Here is a 16,207-nt window from a genome sequence, read left to right on the forward strand (position 1 = left end):
CACCGGTGCGCGCCGCCGGTCTGCCGCGCGGTCAGCCGCCGACCGGAACGGTTCATTCCGTGGTAGGCACACTGGAGTCGACGCGAACGACGGGACGGGGACGCGGTGTTCATCAGGCGAGTGGCCGTCGCGGTGACCGCGGCCGGGGTGCTGGGGACCGCCGGGTGCTCCTCGGACGAGGGCGGCGGTGTGACGGAGCGGACGGACACGGCCGTCAGCAGCTCGACGGGCACACCCCCCTCGGTGTCCCAGTCGGCATCCCCTTCGTCGGTGCCTTCGGAGGCCCGGACCGCGACCTCCGTCCCCGTCACAGGACCGGATCAGCGGCTGGTGACCATGGTGGTCACCGGCGGCTTCGCCGGGGTGCACCAGGAGGTCGTCCTGCGGGGCGACGGCACCGTGCACACCGACAAGGGCGAGCAGGCCGTCCGCCGGGCCGACCCCGCCGAGTTCACCGAACTGCGCACGCTGCTCGGCGATCCGGCGCTGGACGAGGTCTCCGACGACACGCGGGACATGGAGGCAGCGGACCTGTTCCAGTACACGCTCCGGTTCGACGGCCGTACGGTCATGACGGACCGCTCCGTCGACGAGCCGGCCCTCGACCGGCTCATCGACGCGCTGAGCGAGTGGCTGCCCCGGCGGTGAGGCGGCTTCGCGCTCAGGCGGCCTGCCCGGCGATGTTGACCATCCAGGTGATGCCGAAGCGGTCGGTACACATACCGAAGACGTCGCCCCACATCTGCTTGTCCAGCGGCACGGTCACATGGGCGCCGTCCGACAGCTTCTCCCAGTAGCCGCGCAGCTCGGCGTCGTCGTCGCCGCTCAGGCTGACCGAGATGTTGTTGCCCGGCTTGTGGTCGTCCGTCGGAGTGTCGGCGGCCATCAGGGTGAAGCCGTTGGGGGCCTCCAGCATGCCGTGCATGATCTTGTCGGCCAGCGGGGAGTCCTTCTGGCCGAACTCGGCGTAGGTGTTGAGGTTCAGGGTGCCCCCGAAGACCTCCTTGTAGAACTCCAGCGCCTGGCGGGCGTCGCCGGCGAAGGTGATGTAGGGGTTGAGACGCGAGGCCATGGATCCTCCAGGAGTAGGGCCGGAAGCCGACTGCAAGGAAGGTAGCGCGGGCCGCTGACAACGGCCCGCGCACACGGCCGCATGGAGCACAGCTCCGGTTACAGGGTGCGCTCCAGCCGGTCCGCGACCAGCTTCACGAACCGCGCCGGGTCCTTGGGCTGGCCGCCCTCGGCGAGCACCGCCAGCGTGTGGAGCAGCTCTGCGGACTCGACGAGCCCGGAGCGGTCCTCGCGCTCCTTGTACGCCTGGTTCAGGCCCTTCACCAGCAGGTGGTCGGGGTTGAGCTCCAGGATCCGCTTGGTGCGGGGCACCTCTTGGCCCATCGCGCGGTACATGTTCTCCAGGGCCGGCGTCAGGTCGTGCGCGTCCGAGACGACACAGGCCGGGGAGACGGTGAGCCGCGACGACAGACGCACCTCCTTGATGTCCTCGTCGAGCTGCTCCCCCATCCAGCCGAGCAGCCCGGCGTACTCCTCGGCCTGCTTCGCCCGCTCCCCGTCGGCCTTCTCGTCGCCCTCGGCGTCGAGGTCGATCTCGCCCTTGGCGACGCTCCGCAGCTTCTTGCCCGCGTACTCGCCCACGGTGTCGACCCAGACCTCGTCGACGGCGTCGGTGAGCAGCAGGACCTCGATGCCCTTGTCGCGGAACGCCTCCATGTGCGGGGAGTTCTCGATGCTCTGCCGGGACTCGCCGGTGATGTAGAAGATGTCGTCCTGGCCGTCCTTCATCCGCTCGACGTACTGCGCGAGCGTGGTCGGCTCGTCGTCGGCGTGCGTGGTCGCGAAGGAGGCGACGGCGAGGATCGCCTCGCTGTTCTCGGAGTCGGTGACCAGGCCCTCCTTGAGGGCGGTGCCGAACTCCCGCCAGAAGGTGGCGTAGCGCTCGGCGTCCTTGGTCATCATGTCCTTGACCGTGGACAGCACCTTCTTGGTCAGCCGGCGCTGCATCATCCGGATGTGCCGGTCCTGCTGGAGGATCTCGCGGGAGACGTTGAGCGAGAGGTCGGCCGCGTCGACGACGCCCTTGACGAAGCGCAGGTACGGCGGCAGCAGCGCCTCGCAGTCGTCCATGATGAAGACACGCTTCACATAGAGCTGGACACCGCGCCGGAACTCGCGGGTGAACAGGTCGTGCGGGGCGTGCGAGGGGATGAACAGCAGGGACTGGTACTCGAAGGTGCCTTCGGCCTGGAGCCGGATCGTCTCCAGCGGCTCGCGCCAGTCGTGGCTGATGTGCTTGTACAGCTCGTGGTACTCGTCGTCCGAGACCTCGTCGCGCGAGCGCGCCCACAGGGCCTTCATCGAGTTCAGCGTCTCGGGCTCGGGCGCGCTGTCCCCGTCGTCGGAGGAAGCGGCCTCCGGGACCATCCGGATCGGCCAGGTGATGAAGTCCGAGTAGCGCTTGACGATCTCCCTGATCTTCCAGGGCGAGGTGTAGTCGTGGAGCTGGTTCTCGGGGTCGGCGGGCTTGAGGTGGAGCGTGACCGAGGTGCCCTGCGGCGCCCCGTCCACCGTCTCCAGCGTGTACGTGGCCTCGCCGCGCGAGGTCCAGCGGGTGCCCTGGGTCTCGCCGGCCCGCCGGGTCACCAGCGTCATCTCGTCCGCCGCCATGAAGCCGGAGTAGAAGCCGACGCCGAACTGGCCGATGAGCCCCTCGGCCCCGGCCTCGTCCTGCGCCTCCCGCAGCTCCTTGAGGAAGGTGGCGGTCCCCGAGTTGGCGATGGTGCCGATGAGCCGGCCGACCTCCTCGTACGACATCCCGATGCCGTTGTCCCGCACCGTGAGGGTACGGGCGTCCTTGTCCACGTCGATCTCGATGTGGAGGTCGGACACGTCGGCGTCGAGGGTGTCGTCCCGCAGCTTCTCCAGGCGCAGCTTGTCGAGCGCGTCCGACGCGTTGGAGACGAGCTCGCGCAGGAAGACATCCTTGTTCGAGTAGACCGAGTGGATCATCAGCTGGAGCAGCTGACGGGCCTCTACCTGAAACTCAAACGTCTCGGTCGGCATGGTTCGCGACTACCTCACAGGTCCAGTCACCGGAATGGGTCACAGTCACTCTAAGACACGAGGTCAGCGCGGAGTGCGGCGATCCCGGAGGAGGCCGCCTCCCGCCTCCGTCCCGCCACCCTGAGACATCACAGGCTGTGCTCCTCCCCCCGCGGTGCCAAGGTCGGTGTGCATCGAGGACCGACCTGATCGAACGGAGGGGCCGATGCCCACCTCACGACCGCGCACCTCCCGGCGCAGGTCGGCGGCCGCCGCGGGGGCCGCCGCCGCCCTGCTCACCGGAGCCGGACTGTTCACCGCCGCGCCCGCACAGGCCGCCCCGCGCCCCTGCCCCGGCGCCGGACCGGGCGACCCGGCGCGCTGCGCCCAGGTCATCGGCATCGACCCGGGCTCGGCCCTGGTGATGCGCACCGAGCCGCGCTACGGCTCGACGGAAGTGGCCCGCTACGGCAACGGGCAGTGGCTGGAACTCTCCTGCTGGACCACCGGCGACCCGGACGCCGACGGACACGGCTACCGCTACTGGATGCAGGTCTCCACGCCCAGGACCTGGGGCTACGTCAACGACTGGTACCTGGACACCGGCGGCCCGAACACCTGGAAGTCGCAGCTCCCGCAGTGCCGCTGATCGCACCCAACCATCAGAAGGAGCTTTCGTGACACAGCCGAACCAGCCGCCCGGCCGGCGCCTGCGCGCCCTCACCCTGACGGGTGCCGTACTCACCGTCGCGGCCTCCGCAGTGCTGACCGGAGCGGGCCCCGCGGGCGCCGCGATCCACACGTGCAGCATCTCGGGCGACCGCACCCAGTGCGCCTACGTCACCGGCATCGACGCCGGATCCCATCTGGCGGTGCGCACCGCTCCCCGTTACAGCGCCCCCAAGTCGCCCGTCTTCGGGCAGTACCACAACGGGGACGAGCTCGGCCTGATCTGCTGGACCACGGGCGACCCGGACGCCGACGGACACGGGTACCGCTACTGGATGCGGGTCGACAACGGCATCGGGGACGGATACGTCAACGACTGGTACCTGGACACCGGCGGCCCGAACACCTGGAAGTCGCAACTCCCGCAGTGCTGAGCCGCCGCCGGTGAGTCACACGAGGTGGGCGAAGACCACCAGGTTCGCGGTGTAGTCCTTGACCTGGCGGTCGTAGTCGCCCGCGCAGGTGATGAGCCGGACCTGGGCGCGGGGCGTGTCGGCGTAGACGCGGTCGCTGGGGAAGTTGTCCTTGTCGAAGGTCTCGACGCTGTCGACCACGAAGGACGCCCTGCGCCCGTCGGCTCGCGCCACCTCGAAGCGGTCCCCCTTCACTAGCTGGCTGAGGTTGGCGAAGACCGCGGCGGACGTGGTCGTGTCCACGTGCCCGGCGATGATCGACGTGCCCGGCTCGCCGGGGGTGGCGCCCTCGGCGTACCAGCCGACGAGGTTGGTGTTCCCGGCCGGCGGCGGTTCCAGCCGGCCGGTGCTGCCGATGGCGAGATCGACGAAGGGCGCGTCGACGGAGATCTTGGGGATGTGCAGCCGGACCGGCCGGGAACGGGCCAGATGCCTGCCCACGGGCCGCCCGTCGGGCGACCCGGACTCCGGTGCGGCGTGCCGCCCGGCCCCTGAGGGGTCGTGCCCTTCGACCGCCGGAGGCAGGCGGGGCGCCCGGCCCGGTTCGGACGCCCGGTCGTCGCCGCCCCCCAGGGTGACCGCCAGCACCATCAAGGTGACGGCGCTCCAGAACAGCGCCATCGCCACGCGCCTTATCCGACGCGAGGTCTCGGCACGGGTGGCCGAGCGGGACGGGGCGGTTTCGGGGGAAGGGGGACGGCCGGCGGCCATCGGACACCACCTCACTGGGGCACGGCAGTGGAGAGGACGAGCGGGTGAACCGAAGGGGCCGCCGCGACGCGCGGCGCACGTGCGGCGGCCACAGCGGCTATGTCATCGGGCATGGTCAGGCCGCGGTTCCGGAGGCCTTCTTGCGGCGCAGCGCGTAGACCCCGGTACCGGCGACCGCCAGCGCGGCCAGACCACCGGCGGTCACACCCGACGAGGAGGCGAGACCGCCACCGCCGGTGTGCATGCCGCCGTGCGGCTTGTCGTGCCCGCGACCCTCGTCGTGGCCACCGCCCCACGAGTCGTCGTTGTCGCCCTTCCACGAGTCCTTGCCGTGGTCTTCCTTCCAGGGCTCCTCTTCGCCGCCCCAGCCCTTCTCGGACTCCTTGTTCCGGTAACTGTCCGGGTCGTGCTTCGGGTCCTTGTCACCGCCCCAGTCGTCGTCGTTCACGGCGGCCAGCGCTCCGCCACCGGTGTGGATCCCGCCACGCGGCCCGTCGTGCTTGCCCTCCTTGCCGTGCTCCTTGCCGGAGGACTCGTCGTGCCCCTCGGACTTGCCGTGTTCATCGGACTTGCCGTGCTCGTCGGACTTGCCATGCTCATCCGACTTGCCGTACTCGTCGGACTTGCCGTGCTCCTCGTAGTCGTCGTCGTTCACGACAGCCAGCGCTCCACCACCCGTGTGGATCCCACCATGCGGCCCGTCGTGCTTGCCCTTCTCCTCGTGTTCCTTGCTGTAGGACTGGTCGTGGTCCTCGGACTTTCCGTGGTCCTCGGACTTGCCGTGCTCTTCGGACTTGCCGTGGTCCTCGGACTTGCCGTGCTCTTCGGACTTGCCGTGGTCCTCGGACTTCTCGTGCTCCTTGCTGTGGGAGCTGTCCTCGGGGTCCCAGTCACCCATGGTGACGGCGTACGCGGCAGGTGCGATCGCCAGCGCGGCCGTGGCCGTCGCGGTGGCGAGCAGCATGCGGACAGAGCGCATAGGTAAATCCTTCCGTCACGGCCTGGGCGGCTGACGCTTCATCACCACTGGAGCCAGACCTTGACGTGATCCACCGTCAGTCATGTCCTCGGGACGCACCATCCGGAGCGATCACACGGGTTACGACCACACCCTGACGGCCCTATGCCGAGCAGCCCCGCCCCCCGGAACCCCGCATTCCCCCGGAGAGGTTTGCCCCGCCGACAAGTGGTGAGACGCGGGGAATGTCCCAGCAAGCCGTCACCGACCTCGCCCGTGAGCCCGCCGCACCGCCGTCACCTGCGCCTTCGCGGCAGCGGGACGCGTTCTTCGACAATGCCAAGTACGCGGCGATCGTGCTGGTGGCGATGGGCCATGCGTGGGAACCGCTGCGGGACGGCAGCCGGACCGTGAGCGCGGCGTACATGCTGGTGTACGCCTTCCACATGCCGGCGTTCATCATCGTCTCCGGCTACTTCTCCCGGGGCTTCGACCACCGCCCGGACCGGCTCAGACGGCTGGTCGGCGGCCTCGTCGTGCCGTACGTCGTGTTCGAGACCGCCTACACCTTCTTCACCCGGTGGACGGACCAGGAGCCGGACCGCCCGGTCAGTCTGCTGGACCCGCTGTATCTGACGTGGTTCCTGGCGGCGGTGTTCCTGTGGCGGCTGACCACCCCGCTGTGGCAGCGGGTCCGCATGCCGGTGCCACTGGCCCTCGGCGTGGCGATGCTGGCCACCCTCTCACCGTCCATCGGCAACGACCTCGACCTCCAGCGCGCCCTTCAGTTCCTGCCGTACTTCGTGCTGGGTCTGTCGCTGAAGCCCGAGCACTTCCGGCTGGTGCGGCGCCGTGCGGTGCGGATCGCGGCCGTGCCGGTGTTCGCGGGCGCGTTCGCGGTGGCGTACTGGGCGGTGCCGCGGATGACCGGCAGCTGGTTCTACCACCGCGACAGCGCCGAGGAGCTCGGTGCGCCCGCCTGGTACGGCCTGGTGATGACGCCCGTCCTGTTCGTCTGCTCGCTGCTGCTGGTGGCCTGCTTCCTGTCCTGGGTGCCGGGGCGTCGGATGTGGTGCACGGCGCTGGGCGCGGGCACGCTCTACGGCTATCTGCTGCACGGCTTCCTGGCGCAGGGCGCCAAGTACGGCGGCTGGTACGACTCCGCCTGGGCCCACCGGCCGCTCGGCGCGGTCGTCATCACCGTGGTGGCCGCGGCGGTCGTGACCGTGCTGTGCACGCCCCCCGTGCGGCGCGCCCTGCGCTTCGTGGTCGAGCCGGACCTGCGGTGGCTGTTCCGGCGGGAGGCACCGGCACCGGGCCGGGAGCCGGTCGCCGCACGGGAGTGAACCTTCCCCGTCAGCTCTCGCTCACCAGTCCGGCGATGTGCGCGGTGACCGTGTCGAGGATGTCGTTCCAGGCCGCCTCGTCGCCGAGCACGAGGTAGTTGAGGGTCAGGCCGTCGGTCATGGCGGCCAGGTAGCGGGCCAGCACGGGGGCGGGCACGCGCAACCGCAGGCCCATGGTCCGGCCGAGCTGGTCGATGAGGTCGCCGTACGTCTCGGCGTACAGCTCGTACTGCCGGCGCGCCAAGTGCTCGAATCCGGGCTGGCGCAGCGCGTACTGCGTCAGCTCGTAGGTGAGCATGTGTTCGTCCGGATGGGCGCGGACGTGGTCCCAGTACGCCTGGAAGCCGGCCCGGACGGTCTCCTCGAGGGTCGCCCGGGGCCGTAGCGCCTCCTGCACCAGGGTCACGTAGTGCCCGGTGATGGTGGTGATGACGGACTCGATCAGCTCCTGCTTGGAGTCGAAGCAGTAGTGGAAGACGCTCAGCGAGACGCCCGCCTCGGCGGCGATGGACCGGGTGGTCGTCCTGGGGACGCCGTCCCGGGCCATCGCCCTGATGGCCGCCTCGGTGAGCTGTCGCCGCCGCTCGGCGGACGGCAACCGTGCCATGGAGCCCCTCTCGTGACTGTCAGCCGCTGTGGACGCCGACCTCGTAGAGGGAGTAGCCCCAGTCGGTGCCGCGGTCCTGCCCGTGGATACGGACGTATCTGGCCGGTGTGCCGGCGAACCTGGCCGTGTCCAGGCCGCCGTCACCGGCGGTGGTGGACCAGGCGGTCCGCCAGGTCGCGCCGTCGGTGGAGAGCTCGACGCGGTACGCCTTGCCGTAGGCTCGCTCCCAGTCGAGGGTGACCCGCCCGACGAGACGGGTGGCGCCGAGGTCGACCTGGTACCACTGGTCGTCGCTCCAGTCGCTCGCCCAGCGGGTGCCGCCGTCGCCGTCGACGGCCCGGCCCGGCTGGTAGCTGGTGAACAGGCTCCACTCCGAGGAACTGGCGGACGTGGCCGTGCCACGGGCGAGGTTCACGCCGGACTGGTGGTTCTCGGAGGCACCCCAGGTGTCGAGGTAGGACTCGGCGCCCCGGAAGAGGTCGTCGACCACGTCCTGGCCGCCGACCCGGCGGATGTCCTCGATCCAGTCCGGGACGAGGCCGTAGTGGGCGGCGCCGTCGGTGTTCAGGTCCCAGGTGCGCTCGCCGGTGGTCTGCCGGTCGATGACGGAGCCGCCGTCGACGCTCTTGAAGGGGTACGTGACCTTGTTCGGGGCGTCCGCTCCGCGCGGGCCCGGCCAGCCGCCGACGCCGTTCATGTCGGTGCCGTAGCCGTAGCCGACGCCGTACTTGTCGCGCAGGGACTCCGTGCGCTTGGCCTCCGAGATGAAGCCCTCGGAGCCGTGCATGTACTGGGCGATGAAGCCGCCGAGGCCGTAGACCCGCTCGGTCCAGTCCATGTCCATCCAGCTGTGCGAGGACAGCACGCCGGGGTAGGACGCGGACTCGAAGATGTCGAGCGCCCGGCCTGCGGCCTTGACGCTCATGTGGTCGATCTCCAGCATCATCCCGCGGTTCATCATGCCCCGTACGGCGTACTCACCGAGAGCGGTGAGCCCCCGGACGTTGCACTGGGCGTCCGCGTTGTACGAGGGGACGTCCACGCCCGCCGGAAGCTTCATCTCGGCCTCGGCCGCCGTGGCGTTGCCGATCGGGTTGTCGTGCTGCGGGCCCTTGCACGTCTCGGTCTTCCAGAAGGTACCGGTCGACAGGAACTGGCCGACGTTGATGGCCGTGCCGAGTCCGCCCGAGTCGAAGCGGACGCCGCACAGCGCGTTGTCGAACTTGTGGCACAGGAACATGCTGCGCACGCCCAGCGAGTACAGCTCGTCCAGGCCCTTGTCGATGTCCTCCTTGCTGCACTGCGCGATGTCGAGGATCTGCTTGCAGCCGAAGGGCTCGGAGGTCTCCACACCGAGGACGACCGCCAGCTTGCCCTGCTCGATGACCTGACGGGCCTGGGCGCTGTCGGTGACGATCCGGAACCAGCCCTTCCCGGTGCCGCCGTACATCTTGTCGACGTAGGCCTGCATGTCGTACGTCAGCTTGGCCTGGAGCCTGATCGACGTCATCTCGTCGCAGCTGCGGTCCTTGAAGAAGTACACCGAGCAGATCACGCCGTTGGTGACGAGGTCGTTGACCAGCACCCGCTGGCCGCCGCGCCAGGCGCGCTCGATCCAGGCGTAGTAGTTCTGCTGGTGGGTCAGCGAGTCGTGCGCGGGCCAGTCCTTGAACGTGGGCCAGCCGACCGGGTCGTGCTTGCCGTCACCGCCGTTGGTGATGAAGTCGAAGATCGCGAGTGAGCCGTCGGGGTAGTGCTCGGGGCAGTCCTTGAGGGCGTCCGCGACGCCCTGCTCGGAGAAGGGCTTGCCGCAGATCAGCCGGCCACCGAAGGCCTCGTTGGAGAAGATGTGGTCGTGCGCGTCGACGAAGCCGCGGACCTCACCCTTGGCGTCGGCGCCCTTGAACGGCTCTCCCGTGACGTTGATCCGGGAGTCGGGCTCAGGCCGTGCGCTGGGGTCCCACCAGTTGGTTCCGGCCGCCGAGCTCGGTGTGGGTCCGAGCGCGACGGACAGCACTAGCAGGAGCAGCGAGACAACGGTGATGTTCTTGCGTCGGCGGTACGGGCGTCCGGCACTGGTCACAGCCCTCGTCCCTCGGTCGGCGGGATGGCGAGGCCGGATTGTCACGACCTCGCAATATGTGCGACAGAGGATCGCCACTACCGCTTTACGAGTCAAGTGTCCGGGACGGATGACCTGATGACGATTGCGTGACTCAACTCGCGTGGGTGATTGCGCGGTTCAACTCGCGTGCGTGATTGCGCCCCCTCAACTCGCGTGCGTCACACGGATCTTGGACTGGCCGTGCGGGAGCGCCTCCCAGTCCGCCATGAAGCGGGCCCGCAGCCCGTGCTTCTCGGCCAGTGCGACGAGGGTCTCGGTGCGGTAGTAGAAGTCCTCCCGCAGGACGTGGTGCTCCTCGCCCTCGGTGCGGTCGAAGGTGAAGTCGAACCAGCCGTCGGCCGCCATCACGCGGCCGACATGGGCCAGGCACTCCTCGATCACCGTCAGCGGCGAGTGCGAGAAGACGCTGTGGGCGTGCACCACGTCGAAGTGCGCGTCGGGCAGGAAGCGCAGCGTCAGGTCGCGCACCGGCGTGAGGGTCGGGAGCCGCTGCTGCAGACCCATCTCCGCGACGGTGTCCTGCGCGGCGAACAGGATGTCGGGAGAGATGTCGATGCCGTAGTAGTGGCCGGGCTCCAGGTGGCGGATGAACCGCCAGCCCCCTCGCAGGTTGCCGCAGCCGATCTCGAGCATCCGGTGCTCGGGACGCAGGCCGTGGCCGACGAGGTAGTCGAACTGCATCGCCCCGAGCGCGAGCCAGCGCTCACGGTTGCGGCTGCCGACGGCCGCGTCCGGGTCGGCCCGGGTGTCGGAGCGCATCACGGCCCGGTAGTAGGCGATGTGGTCCGGGTGCCGGCGGCGCAGCCACAGATCACGGGCGGACCGGGCGAGGTGGCGGGGCACGCGGTCGGGGTGGCGCAGGGCGTAGGCGAGCCGGTGTCCGAGGGTGGTGCGGTTCAGGCTGAGGTTCTTGGCCGGCATGGGGATCGGACCTCCCGGGGGACGCGGTACCACCGAGCATGCGCAGGGGACCGCCGGGGCGCCACAGGGCGGTACGGCCGGTCCGAACCGTGATGCCCTTCGCGTGTCGGGGTGGGGACGGGGGGTGGCCGTATGGGCTCCGTGTGAGGAACGTCTGCGTCTGCCCGACCATCCCAGTGCCTGGGTGTCGTTCGTGCACTACGGTGTATGAGCCGGCGCGACATGACGCCGCCATGACAAATACACAGCCTCGGGATGGTGACCGTGCGCGGAACCCTGGTGAGGGCGGCACTCGCCGCCGCAGCACTCCTGGTCCCCCTGGCTCCACTCCCCCAGGCCGTGGCCGAGCCCGCCGGCGTGGCCGCCACGGCCGCCGCCCCGCTGGTCGCGGAGGACTGGACGCCTCCGCTCAGCACCCGGGGCCGCTGGATCGTCGACGCGGACGGGGACCGCTTCAAGCTGCGCTCCGGCAACTGGCACGGCGCCAGCGGCACCTGGAACGGCTCGGGCGACCCCGAGCAGGACGCCGCCCACCACGCCGGCGAGAACTCCGGCCGGGTCCCGCTCGGTCTGGACCGCGCCCCGATGGCCGAGATCATCGCCGGGTTCCGGGAGATCGGCATCAACAGTGTCCGGCTGCCCTTCTCCAACGAGATGGTCCACGACACCCGCCCCGTCACGGACGACGTCGTCGCCGCCAACACCTCCCTGCGGGGACTGACCCCGCTGCGGGTGTACGACGCGGTGGTGCGCGAGCTCACCGCGGCCGGACTCGCGGTGATCCTCAACAACCACACGAACACCACGCGTTGGTGCTGTGGGGTCGACGGCAACGAGCGCTGGAACGCGAGCCGGTCCACCGCCGCCTGGGAGGACGACTGGCTGTTCATGGCGCGCCGCTACCGGGACAACCCGCGTGTGGTCGGCGCCGACCTGTACAACGAGGTGCGCCGCAACGTCTGGGACGACCCCAACTGGGGTCTGGGCGACGACCACGACTGGTTCGCCGCCTCGCAGCGGGCGGGCGACCGCATCCTCACCGAGGCCAATCCGAATCTGCTGATCGTGGTCGAGGGCATCAACTGGACGGGCATCCCCGTCGACGGCCTGCCGCACGAGCGCCCCACCCTGGAGCCCGCCCGGCGCCTGTCGCACACGCTCGTGGACTCCGGCAAGCTCGTGTACTCCGCACACTTCTACGACTACACGGGTCCGAACCACAGCGGCGCCACCGGCACGGGCGAGACCAGCGACCCCCGCTACCGCGACCTGAGCCCCGCCGAACTGGTCGCCGTCCTGAACCGGCAGGCCTTCTTCGTCAGCGCAGAACCGGACCAGCACTTCACCGCCCCGGTGTGGATCAGCGAGTTCGGCGTCGGCGGCCGCGAGGAGACCGGTCAGAAGCAGCGGGCCTGGTTCGAGAACTTCGTGGACCAACTCGTCCGCACGGACGCCGACTTCGCCTACTGGCCGCTCGTCGGCTGGCACCAGGACCGCAAGGGCAACGGCTGGGCACTGCTGCACTGGGATGCGCAGGGACATCGGATGGGCCTCTACGACGGCGACGACTGGCGGGCCGCCGCCTGGACGCGGCTCGTCGAGGCCGACGGCCGTACCGGTCCGGTGCCACAGGTCTCCGACTGGTCCATGCTCAGCCCGGACCACGGCGACTTCGTCCAGTCACGGCGGATGCGCGCCCTGCCCGACTGGGACTCCGGCGCCCGCAAGGCCGTCTGCCCCGACGGTCAGCGGCTGCTCGGCCTCGCCCACACCGGCAACCGGGGCCTGTGCTCGGACGTGACCTCGGGCGCCCTGTGGGACCCGGCCCGCGGACACGAGGTGGTAGTCGACGAACGGCATGTACGTCCGGGCGGCGACTGGGCGTCCGGCTACACCAAACTCCAGTGCGCCGACGGGCAGTTCCTCATCGGGTACAGCGTGCGCGGCGCGGCCGTCTCCGCCGCCCTGTGCGCGGCCGCACCGGCCGGAAGGCTCGGCACGAGCGGCCGTACGGTCTGGTTCGACCGGGGCGACAACCGGGGGACGGCCGCGAAGGGCGGTGACTTCGCGTACGGCCGCTACAAGGGCCAGTGCGATGACGACGAGTACGCGGCCGGCATCGCCTACACCGGCCGGGTGGGCTCGGCCCGGACACCCGACGCGCTGTACTGCCGCGAACTGGGCTGATCGTCACGGCCGGGGCATGCTGGAACCCGGATGCGGATCACCTGTGCTCTCGCCGTGCTCGCCGCCGCGAACCTGCTGAACAACTGGCTCGCGCGGAGCCCCGCCATGTACGTGATCATCTGCGTGACGGCGACGGCCGTGCTGCTGATGATCGCCCGCTGGGACGGTCTCACCCCCGCCGACCTGGGGCTCGACGCGGCGGGCGTGCGTCGGGGGCTGCGGTGGGCGCCCGTCCTGGTGGCGATCGTCCTGCTGGTCCTGCTGGTCCTCCTCGCCGTTCCGGCCGGGCGCGAGGCGTTCCGGGACGGCAGGGCGGCGAACCTGTCGCTGGTGGGGATGCTGTGGGGAGCGCTGGTGCGGGTGCCGTTCGGGACCGTGCTGCTGGAGGAGACCGCGTTCCGTGGCGTGCTGTGGGCCATGATCCGGCGCCGGCACGGCACGGCGTGGGCCACGGGCGTGTCGTCACTGCTGTTCGGGGTGTGGCACCTCATGCCGTCCCGCGGCATCAACCGCTCCAACGCCGCCATCGGGTCCGTCTTCGGTGACGGACCCGCCGGGGTGGCCCCGACCGTGGCCGCGGCGATCGTGGTCACGGCCCTGGCCGGGGTCGTCCTGTGCGAGCTGCGCCGCCGCTCCGGCAGCCTGCTGACGCCGATGACCCTGCACTGGGCGGTCAACGGCTTCAGCTACGCGTTCGCCTGGGCGGCGGCCCGCTGGTGGCTCTCCGGCTGAACCGTCAGAAGTTGATCATGTGACCCGCGAGGCCGTGGACCGCCTCCTTGACCGCCTCGCCGAGCGTGGGGTGCGCGTGGACGTTGCGGGCGACCTCGTGCACGGTCAGGTCCCACTGCTGGGCCAGGGTCAGCTCGGGCAGCAGCTCGGTGACGTCCGGGCCGATCAAGTGGCCGCCGAGGAGCTCGCCGTACTTGGCGTCGCTGATCAGCTTCACGAAGCCGGTCGCGTCGCCGAGGCCGTGGGACTTGCCGTTCGCGGTGAAGGGGAACTTGGCCACCTTGACGTCGTGGCCGAGTTCGCGGGCCTGTGCCTCGGTGTAGCCGAAGCTGGCGATCTGCGGCTGGCAGTACGTGGCCCGCGGGATCATCACGTAGTCGAGCTCCATCGTCTCGGCGTCCGCGAGGGTCTCGGCGGCGACGATGCCCATCGCCTCCGCGGCGTGCGCGAGCATCAGCTTCGCCGTCACGTCACCGATGGCGAAGATGTGCGGGACGGACGTACGGCAGCGGCCGTCGATGTCGATCGCGCCGCGCTCGGTGACCGTCACACCGGTCTTCTCCAGGCCGTAGCCCTCGATGTTCGGCTGGAAGCCGATCGCCTGGAGCACCTTGTCGGCCTCCAGGACCTGCTGGGCGCCGTCCTTCCCGGTGACCGTGACCCGCACCTGCTCGCCGGACTCGTCGACGGTGTCGACCCGGGTGGAGGTCAGCACGTCGATGCCGAGCCGGCGGTACTGCTTGGCGAGTTCGGCGGAGACCTCGGCGTCCTCCAGCGGGGCCATCCGGTCGAGGAACTCGACGATCGTGACCTTCACGCCGTAGTTGTGCAGGACGTAGGCGAACTCGACGCCGATCGCGCCGGCGCCCGCGATGATGATCGAGCGCGGCAGCTCCTCGGCGAGGATCTGCTCCTCGAAGGTCACCACGCGCGAGCTGCGCCGGGTGCCGGGGAGCAGCTTGGGGGTGGCGCCGGTGGCGATGATGCAGTGCTCGAAGCCGATGGTGCGGGTCTCGCCGTCGTAGCCGGCCACCTGGAGGGTGTGCGGGTCGAGGAAGGTGCCGCGGCCGTCGATCTCGGCGATCTTGTTCTTCTTCATCAGGTAGTGGACGCCCTTGACCCGGCCGTCGGCGACCTTCCGGCTGCGGCGGAACGCCTCGCCGTAGTCGAAGCTGACCTGTCCGTCCACCTGGATGCCGAAGGTCTTCGCCTCGCGGGTGAAGATGTGCGCCAGTTCGGCGTTGCGCAGCAGCGCCTTGCTGGGGATGCAGCCCACGTTCAGACAGACGCCGCCCCAGTACTTCTCCTCCACGACCGCCACGCGCTTGCCCAGCTGGGCGGCGCGGATCGCGGCGACGTAGCCACCGGGGCCCGCGCCGAGGACCACGACATCGAAGCGCTCGTCCTGCTCGACCATGGAGAGTTCCTTCCTGAGGGCTTTTCATCCTGATCTGCCGGTGCCGGACCCCTCGTGGGGGTTCGGCTCCTTCCAGCATGAACGCATCCGTCAGGTTGTGTGGTGAGGCGGGAGCGTGACGACGATCTCAGATGGCGCCGCGTTCCTGGTCAGCCGAGGCAGACGACGTTGAGCACGCACAGCTGCGCGGGAGTGGTCTCCTGCGGTTCCGGGCTCGACGGAGCCGGGGACGCCCCGGAGTTCGCCCCGTCCGTCGGGGTCGGCGTGGGGGCGGGCTGCTGCGCCTCGGCCGCCCCGCCGCCGGAGCCCGACGCGGGCGCCGGGGAGACGGTCTGGGTCTGCGGGACGGTGGTCGCGGTGGGGCTCGGGGTGCCGGCGACGTCCGGTCGGGTGAACTGCCGTGTGGTGCGCGGTGTGCTGATGGACTCCCGGGCGGCGTTCGTCGGGCTCGGCTTCGACGTGGGCGTGTCGGTGCGCCCGGCCTCGCGGGTGTCCGGCGGCGTGGACGCCGGGCGGGTGAGTTCGGTCTCCTGCTGCTCCGGGAGCCCCGCGTTCGGGTGTTCCGGTGCCGTGGCCGCCTGGGCCTTGTCGCCGGAGCCCCGGTCCATCGAGGCGACCGTCAGGCCGCCGCCGACCAGGGCGACGGCCGTCGCGACCACGGCCCGGCGCTGGTTCTTCTTCCAGCGGGCCCGCTGGCGCCGGCGCGCGGCGCGGCCCTGCGGTGCGGCGGGCACGCCCTCGGCCTCGCCGGGCGCGGTCTCGTCGTGGTGGTCCGACGGCGTCGCCCCGTCCTGGGGGTGGTCGTCGTACCACGCGGCGTCGGCGGCGCTGCCCCACGTCGCGGCGCCCGGCGCGGCGGACCCCGGGGCACCCCCGACCGCGGAGGGAGCGATGTCCGGGGCGTAGGCGCCGCACCCGGGGCACACAAGGGCCCCGTTGAGATGCCGACGGCACGATGAGCAGTAGTCCATCTACGGTCTTCCTGGGTTCGTACGGGGGGAGCG

The 16,207-nt window shown here is 70.4% G+C and carries 15 protein-coding genes; 6 read left to right on the forward strand and 9 right to left on the reverse strand.

Annotated features, from left to right (window positions below):
- Positions 1–105 precede the first annotated feature (105 nt).
- Entirely contained in the window at positions 106–648 is a 543-nt protein-coding gene (locus tag ACIRD7_RS33800) for a hypothetical protein (protein ID WP_403459552.1), read from the forward strand.
- Between the two features lie 13 nt (positions 649–661).
- Here the strand turns inward: ACIRD7_RS33800 and ACIRD7_RS33805 are convergent, their stop codons facing one another.
- Positions 662–1,072 carry a VOC family protein gene (locus ACIRD7_RS33805; RefSeq protein ID WP_403459553.1) on the reverse strand — a complete coding sequence of 137 codons (411 nt, stop codon included), beginning with the start codon at positions 1,070–1,072 and terminating at the stop codon, positions 662–664.
- Positions 1,073–1,170: 98 nt separating this feature from the next.
- The gene (htpG, locus tag ACIRD7_RS33810; protein ID WP_403459555.1) at positions 1,171–3,078 is read right to left on the reverse strand and encodes a molecular chaperone HtpG; all 1,908 of its coding nucleotides are present in this window, start codon (positions 3,076–3,078) and stop codon (positions 1,171–1,173) included.
- A gap of 205 nt (positions 3,079–3,283) precedes the next feature.
- On the opposite strand from htpG, the gene ACIRD7_RS33815 reads away from it, so the two are divergent.
- Both ACIRD7_RS33815 and ACIRD7_RS33820 read left to right on the forward strand, forming a co-directional pair.
- Positions 3,284–3,706, forward strand: coding sequence for a hypothetical protein (locus ACIRD7_RS33815; protein WP_403459556.1), 423 nt, complete (start codon positions 3,284–3,286; stop codon positions 3,704–3,706).
- Positions 3,707–3,734: 28 nt separating this feature from the next.
- The gene (locus tag ACIRD7_RS33820; protein WP_403459558.1) at positions 3,735–4,160 is read left to right on the forward strand and encodes a hypothetical protein; all 426 of its coding nucleotides are present in this window, start codon (positions 3,735–3,737) and stop codon (positions 4,158–4,160) included.
- Between the two features lie 15 nt (positions 4,161–4,175).
- Here the strand turns inward: ACIRD7_RS33820 and ACIRD7_RS33825 are convergent, their stop codons facing one another.
- A complete protein-coding gene (locus ACIRD7_RS33825) occupies positions 4,176–4,910 on the reverse strand; it encodes a class F sortase (RefSeq protein WP_403459559.1) in 735 nt (244 codons plus the stop codon).
- 115 nt (positions 4,911–5,025) lie between these two features.
- Positions 5,026–5,889 carry a hypothetical protein gene (locus ACIRD7_RS33830; RefSeq protein ID WP_403459561.1) on the reverse strand — a complete coding sequence of 288 codons (864 nt, stop codon included), beginning with the start codon at positions 5,887–5,889 and terminating at the stop codon, positions 5,026–5,028.
- Between the two features lie 224 nt (positions 5,890–6,113).
- Between ACIRD7_RS33830 and ACIRD7_RS33835 the strand changes: the two genes are divergently transcribed.
- Positions 6,114–7,214 carry an acyltransferase family protein gene (locus ACIRD7_RS33835; RefSeq protein WP_403459563.1) on the forward strand — a complete coding sequence of 367 codons (1,101 nt, stop codon included), beginning with the start codon at positions 6,114–6,116 and terminating at the stop codon, positions 7,212–7,214.
- Positions 7,215–7,224: 10 nt separating this feature from the next.
- Here the strand turns inward: ACIRD7_RS33835 and ACIRD7_RS33840 are convergent, their stop codons facing one another.
- The 3 genes from ACIRD7_RS33840 to ACIRD7_RS33850 form a co-directional block, all read right to left on the reverse strand.
- On the reverse strand, positions 7,225–7,821 hold the full coding sequence (locus tag ACIRD7_RS33840) for a TetR/AcrR family transcriptional regulator (protein WP_403459565.1): 597 nt from the start codon (positions 7,819–7,821) through the stop codon (positions 7,225–7,227).
- 19 nt (positions 7,822–7,840) lie between these two features.
- Positions 7,841–9,904, reverse strand: a complete 2,064-nt coding sequence (locus ACIRD7_RS33845) for a discoidin domain-containing protein (RefSeq protein ID WP_403459566.1) — start codon at positions 9,902–9,904, stop codon at positions 7,841–7,843.
- A gap of 186 nt (positions 9,905–10,090) precedes the next feature.
- Positions 10,091–10,867, reverse strand: a complete 777-nt coding sequence (locus tag ACIRD7_RS33850) for a class I SAM-dependent methyltransferase (RefSeq protein ID WP_403459567.1) — start codon at positions 10,865–10,867, stop codon at positions 10,091–10,093.
- Positions 10,868–11,122: 255 nt separating this feature from the next.
- Here ACIRD7_RS33850 and ACIRD7_RS33855 point away from each other — a divergent pair, with 255 nt between their 5' ends.
- On the forward strand, positions 11,123–13,054 hold the full coding sequence (locus ACIRD7_RS33855; protein WP_403459568.1) for a glycoside hydrolase family 5 protein: 1,932 nt from the start codon (positions 11,123–11,125) through the stop codon (positions 13,052–13,054).
- A gap of 30 nt (positions 13,055–13,084) precedes the next feature.
- Entirely contained in the window at positions 13,085–13,786 is a 702-nt protein-coding gene (locus ACIRD7_RS33860) for a lysostaphin resistance A-like protein (protein WP_403459569.1), read from the forward strand.
- Positions 13,787–13,790: 4 nt separating this feature from the next.
- Here ACIRD7_RS33860 and lpdA read toward each other — a convergent pair whose 3' ends face one another.
- Positions 13,791–15,203 carry a dihydrolipoyl dehydrogenase gene (gene lpdA / locus ACIRD7_RS33865; RefSeq protein WP_403459570.1) on the reverse strand — a complete coding sequence of 471 codons (1,413 nt, stop codon included), beginning with the start codon at positions 15,201–15,203 and terminating at the stop codon, positions 13,791–13,793.
- A 149-nt stretch (positions 15,204–15,352) separates the two neighbouring features.
- Complete coding sequence (locus ACIRD7_RS33870; RefSeq protein WP_403459573.1) at positions 15,353–16,174, reverse strand: hypothetical protein; 822 nt, start codon at positions 16,172–16,174, stop codon at positions 15,353–15,355.
- Between the last annotated feature and the right edge of the window lie 33 nt (positions 16,175–16,207).

It is taken from the genome of Streptomyces sp. NPDC093568 (assembly GCF_044764945.1).
GTDB lineage: Bacteria > Actinomycetota > Actinomycetes > Streptomycetales > Streptomycetaceae > Streptomyces.

Bases quoted from the DNA above. Each gene is read 5' to 3' on its own strand.
- ACIRD7_RS33805 (WP_403459553.1), bottom strand. From the start codon at position 1,072: ATGGCCTCGCGTCTCAACCCCTACATCACCTTCGCCGGCGACGCCCGC.
- htpG (WP_403459555.1), bottom strand. From the start codon at position 3,078: ATGCCGACCGAGACGTTTGAGTTTCAGGTAGAGGCCCGTCAGCTGCTC.
- ACIRD7_RS33815 (WP_403459556.1), top strand. From the start codon at position 3,284: ATGCCCACCTCACGACCGCGCACCTCCCGGCGCAGGTCGGCGGCCGCC.
- ACIRD7_RS33825 (WP_403459559.1), bottom strand. From the start codon at position 4,910: ATGGCCGCCGGCCGTCCCCCTTCCCCCGAAACCGCCCCGTCCCGCTCG.
- ACIRD7_RS33830 (WP_403459561.1), bottom strand. From the start codon at position 5,889: ATGCGCTCTGTCCGCATGCTGCTCGCCACCGCGACGGCCACGGCCGCG.
- ACIRD7_RS33835 (WP_403459563.1), top strand. From the start codon at position 6,114: ATGTCCCAGCAAGCCGTCACCGACCTCGCCCGTGAGCCCGCCGCACCG.
- ACIRD7_RS33840 (WP_403459565.1), bottom strand. From the start codon at position 7,821: ATGGCACGGTTGCCGTCCGCCGAGCGGCGGCGACAGCTCACCGAGGCG.
- ACIRD7_RS33850 (WP_403459567.1), bottom strand. From the start codon at position 10,867: ATGCCGGCCAAGAACCTCAGCCTGAACCGCACCACCCTCGGACACCGG.
- ACIRD7_RS33855 (WP_403459568.1), top strand. From the start codon at position 11,123: ATGGTGACCGTGCGCGGAACCCTGGTGAGGGCGGCACTCGCCGCCGCA.
- ACIRD7_RS33860 (WP_403459569.1), top strand. From the start codon at position 13,085: ATGCGGATCACCTGTGCTCTCGCCGTGCTCGCCGCCGCGAACCTGCTG.
- lpdA (WP_403459570.1), bottom strand. From the start codon at position 15,203: ATGGTCGAGCAGGACGAGCGCTTCGATGTCGTGGTCCTCGGCGCGGGC.
- ACIRD7_RS33870 (WP_403459573.1), bottom strand. From the start codon at position 16,174: ATGGACTACTGCTCATCGTGCCGTCGGCATCTCAACGGGGCCCTTGTG.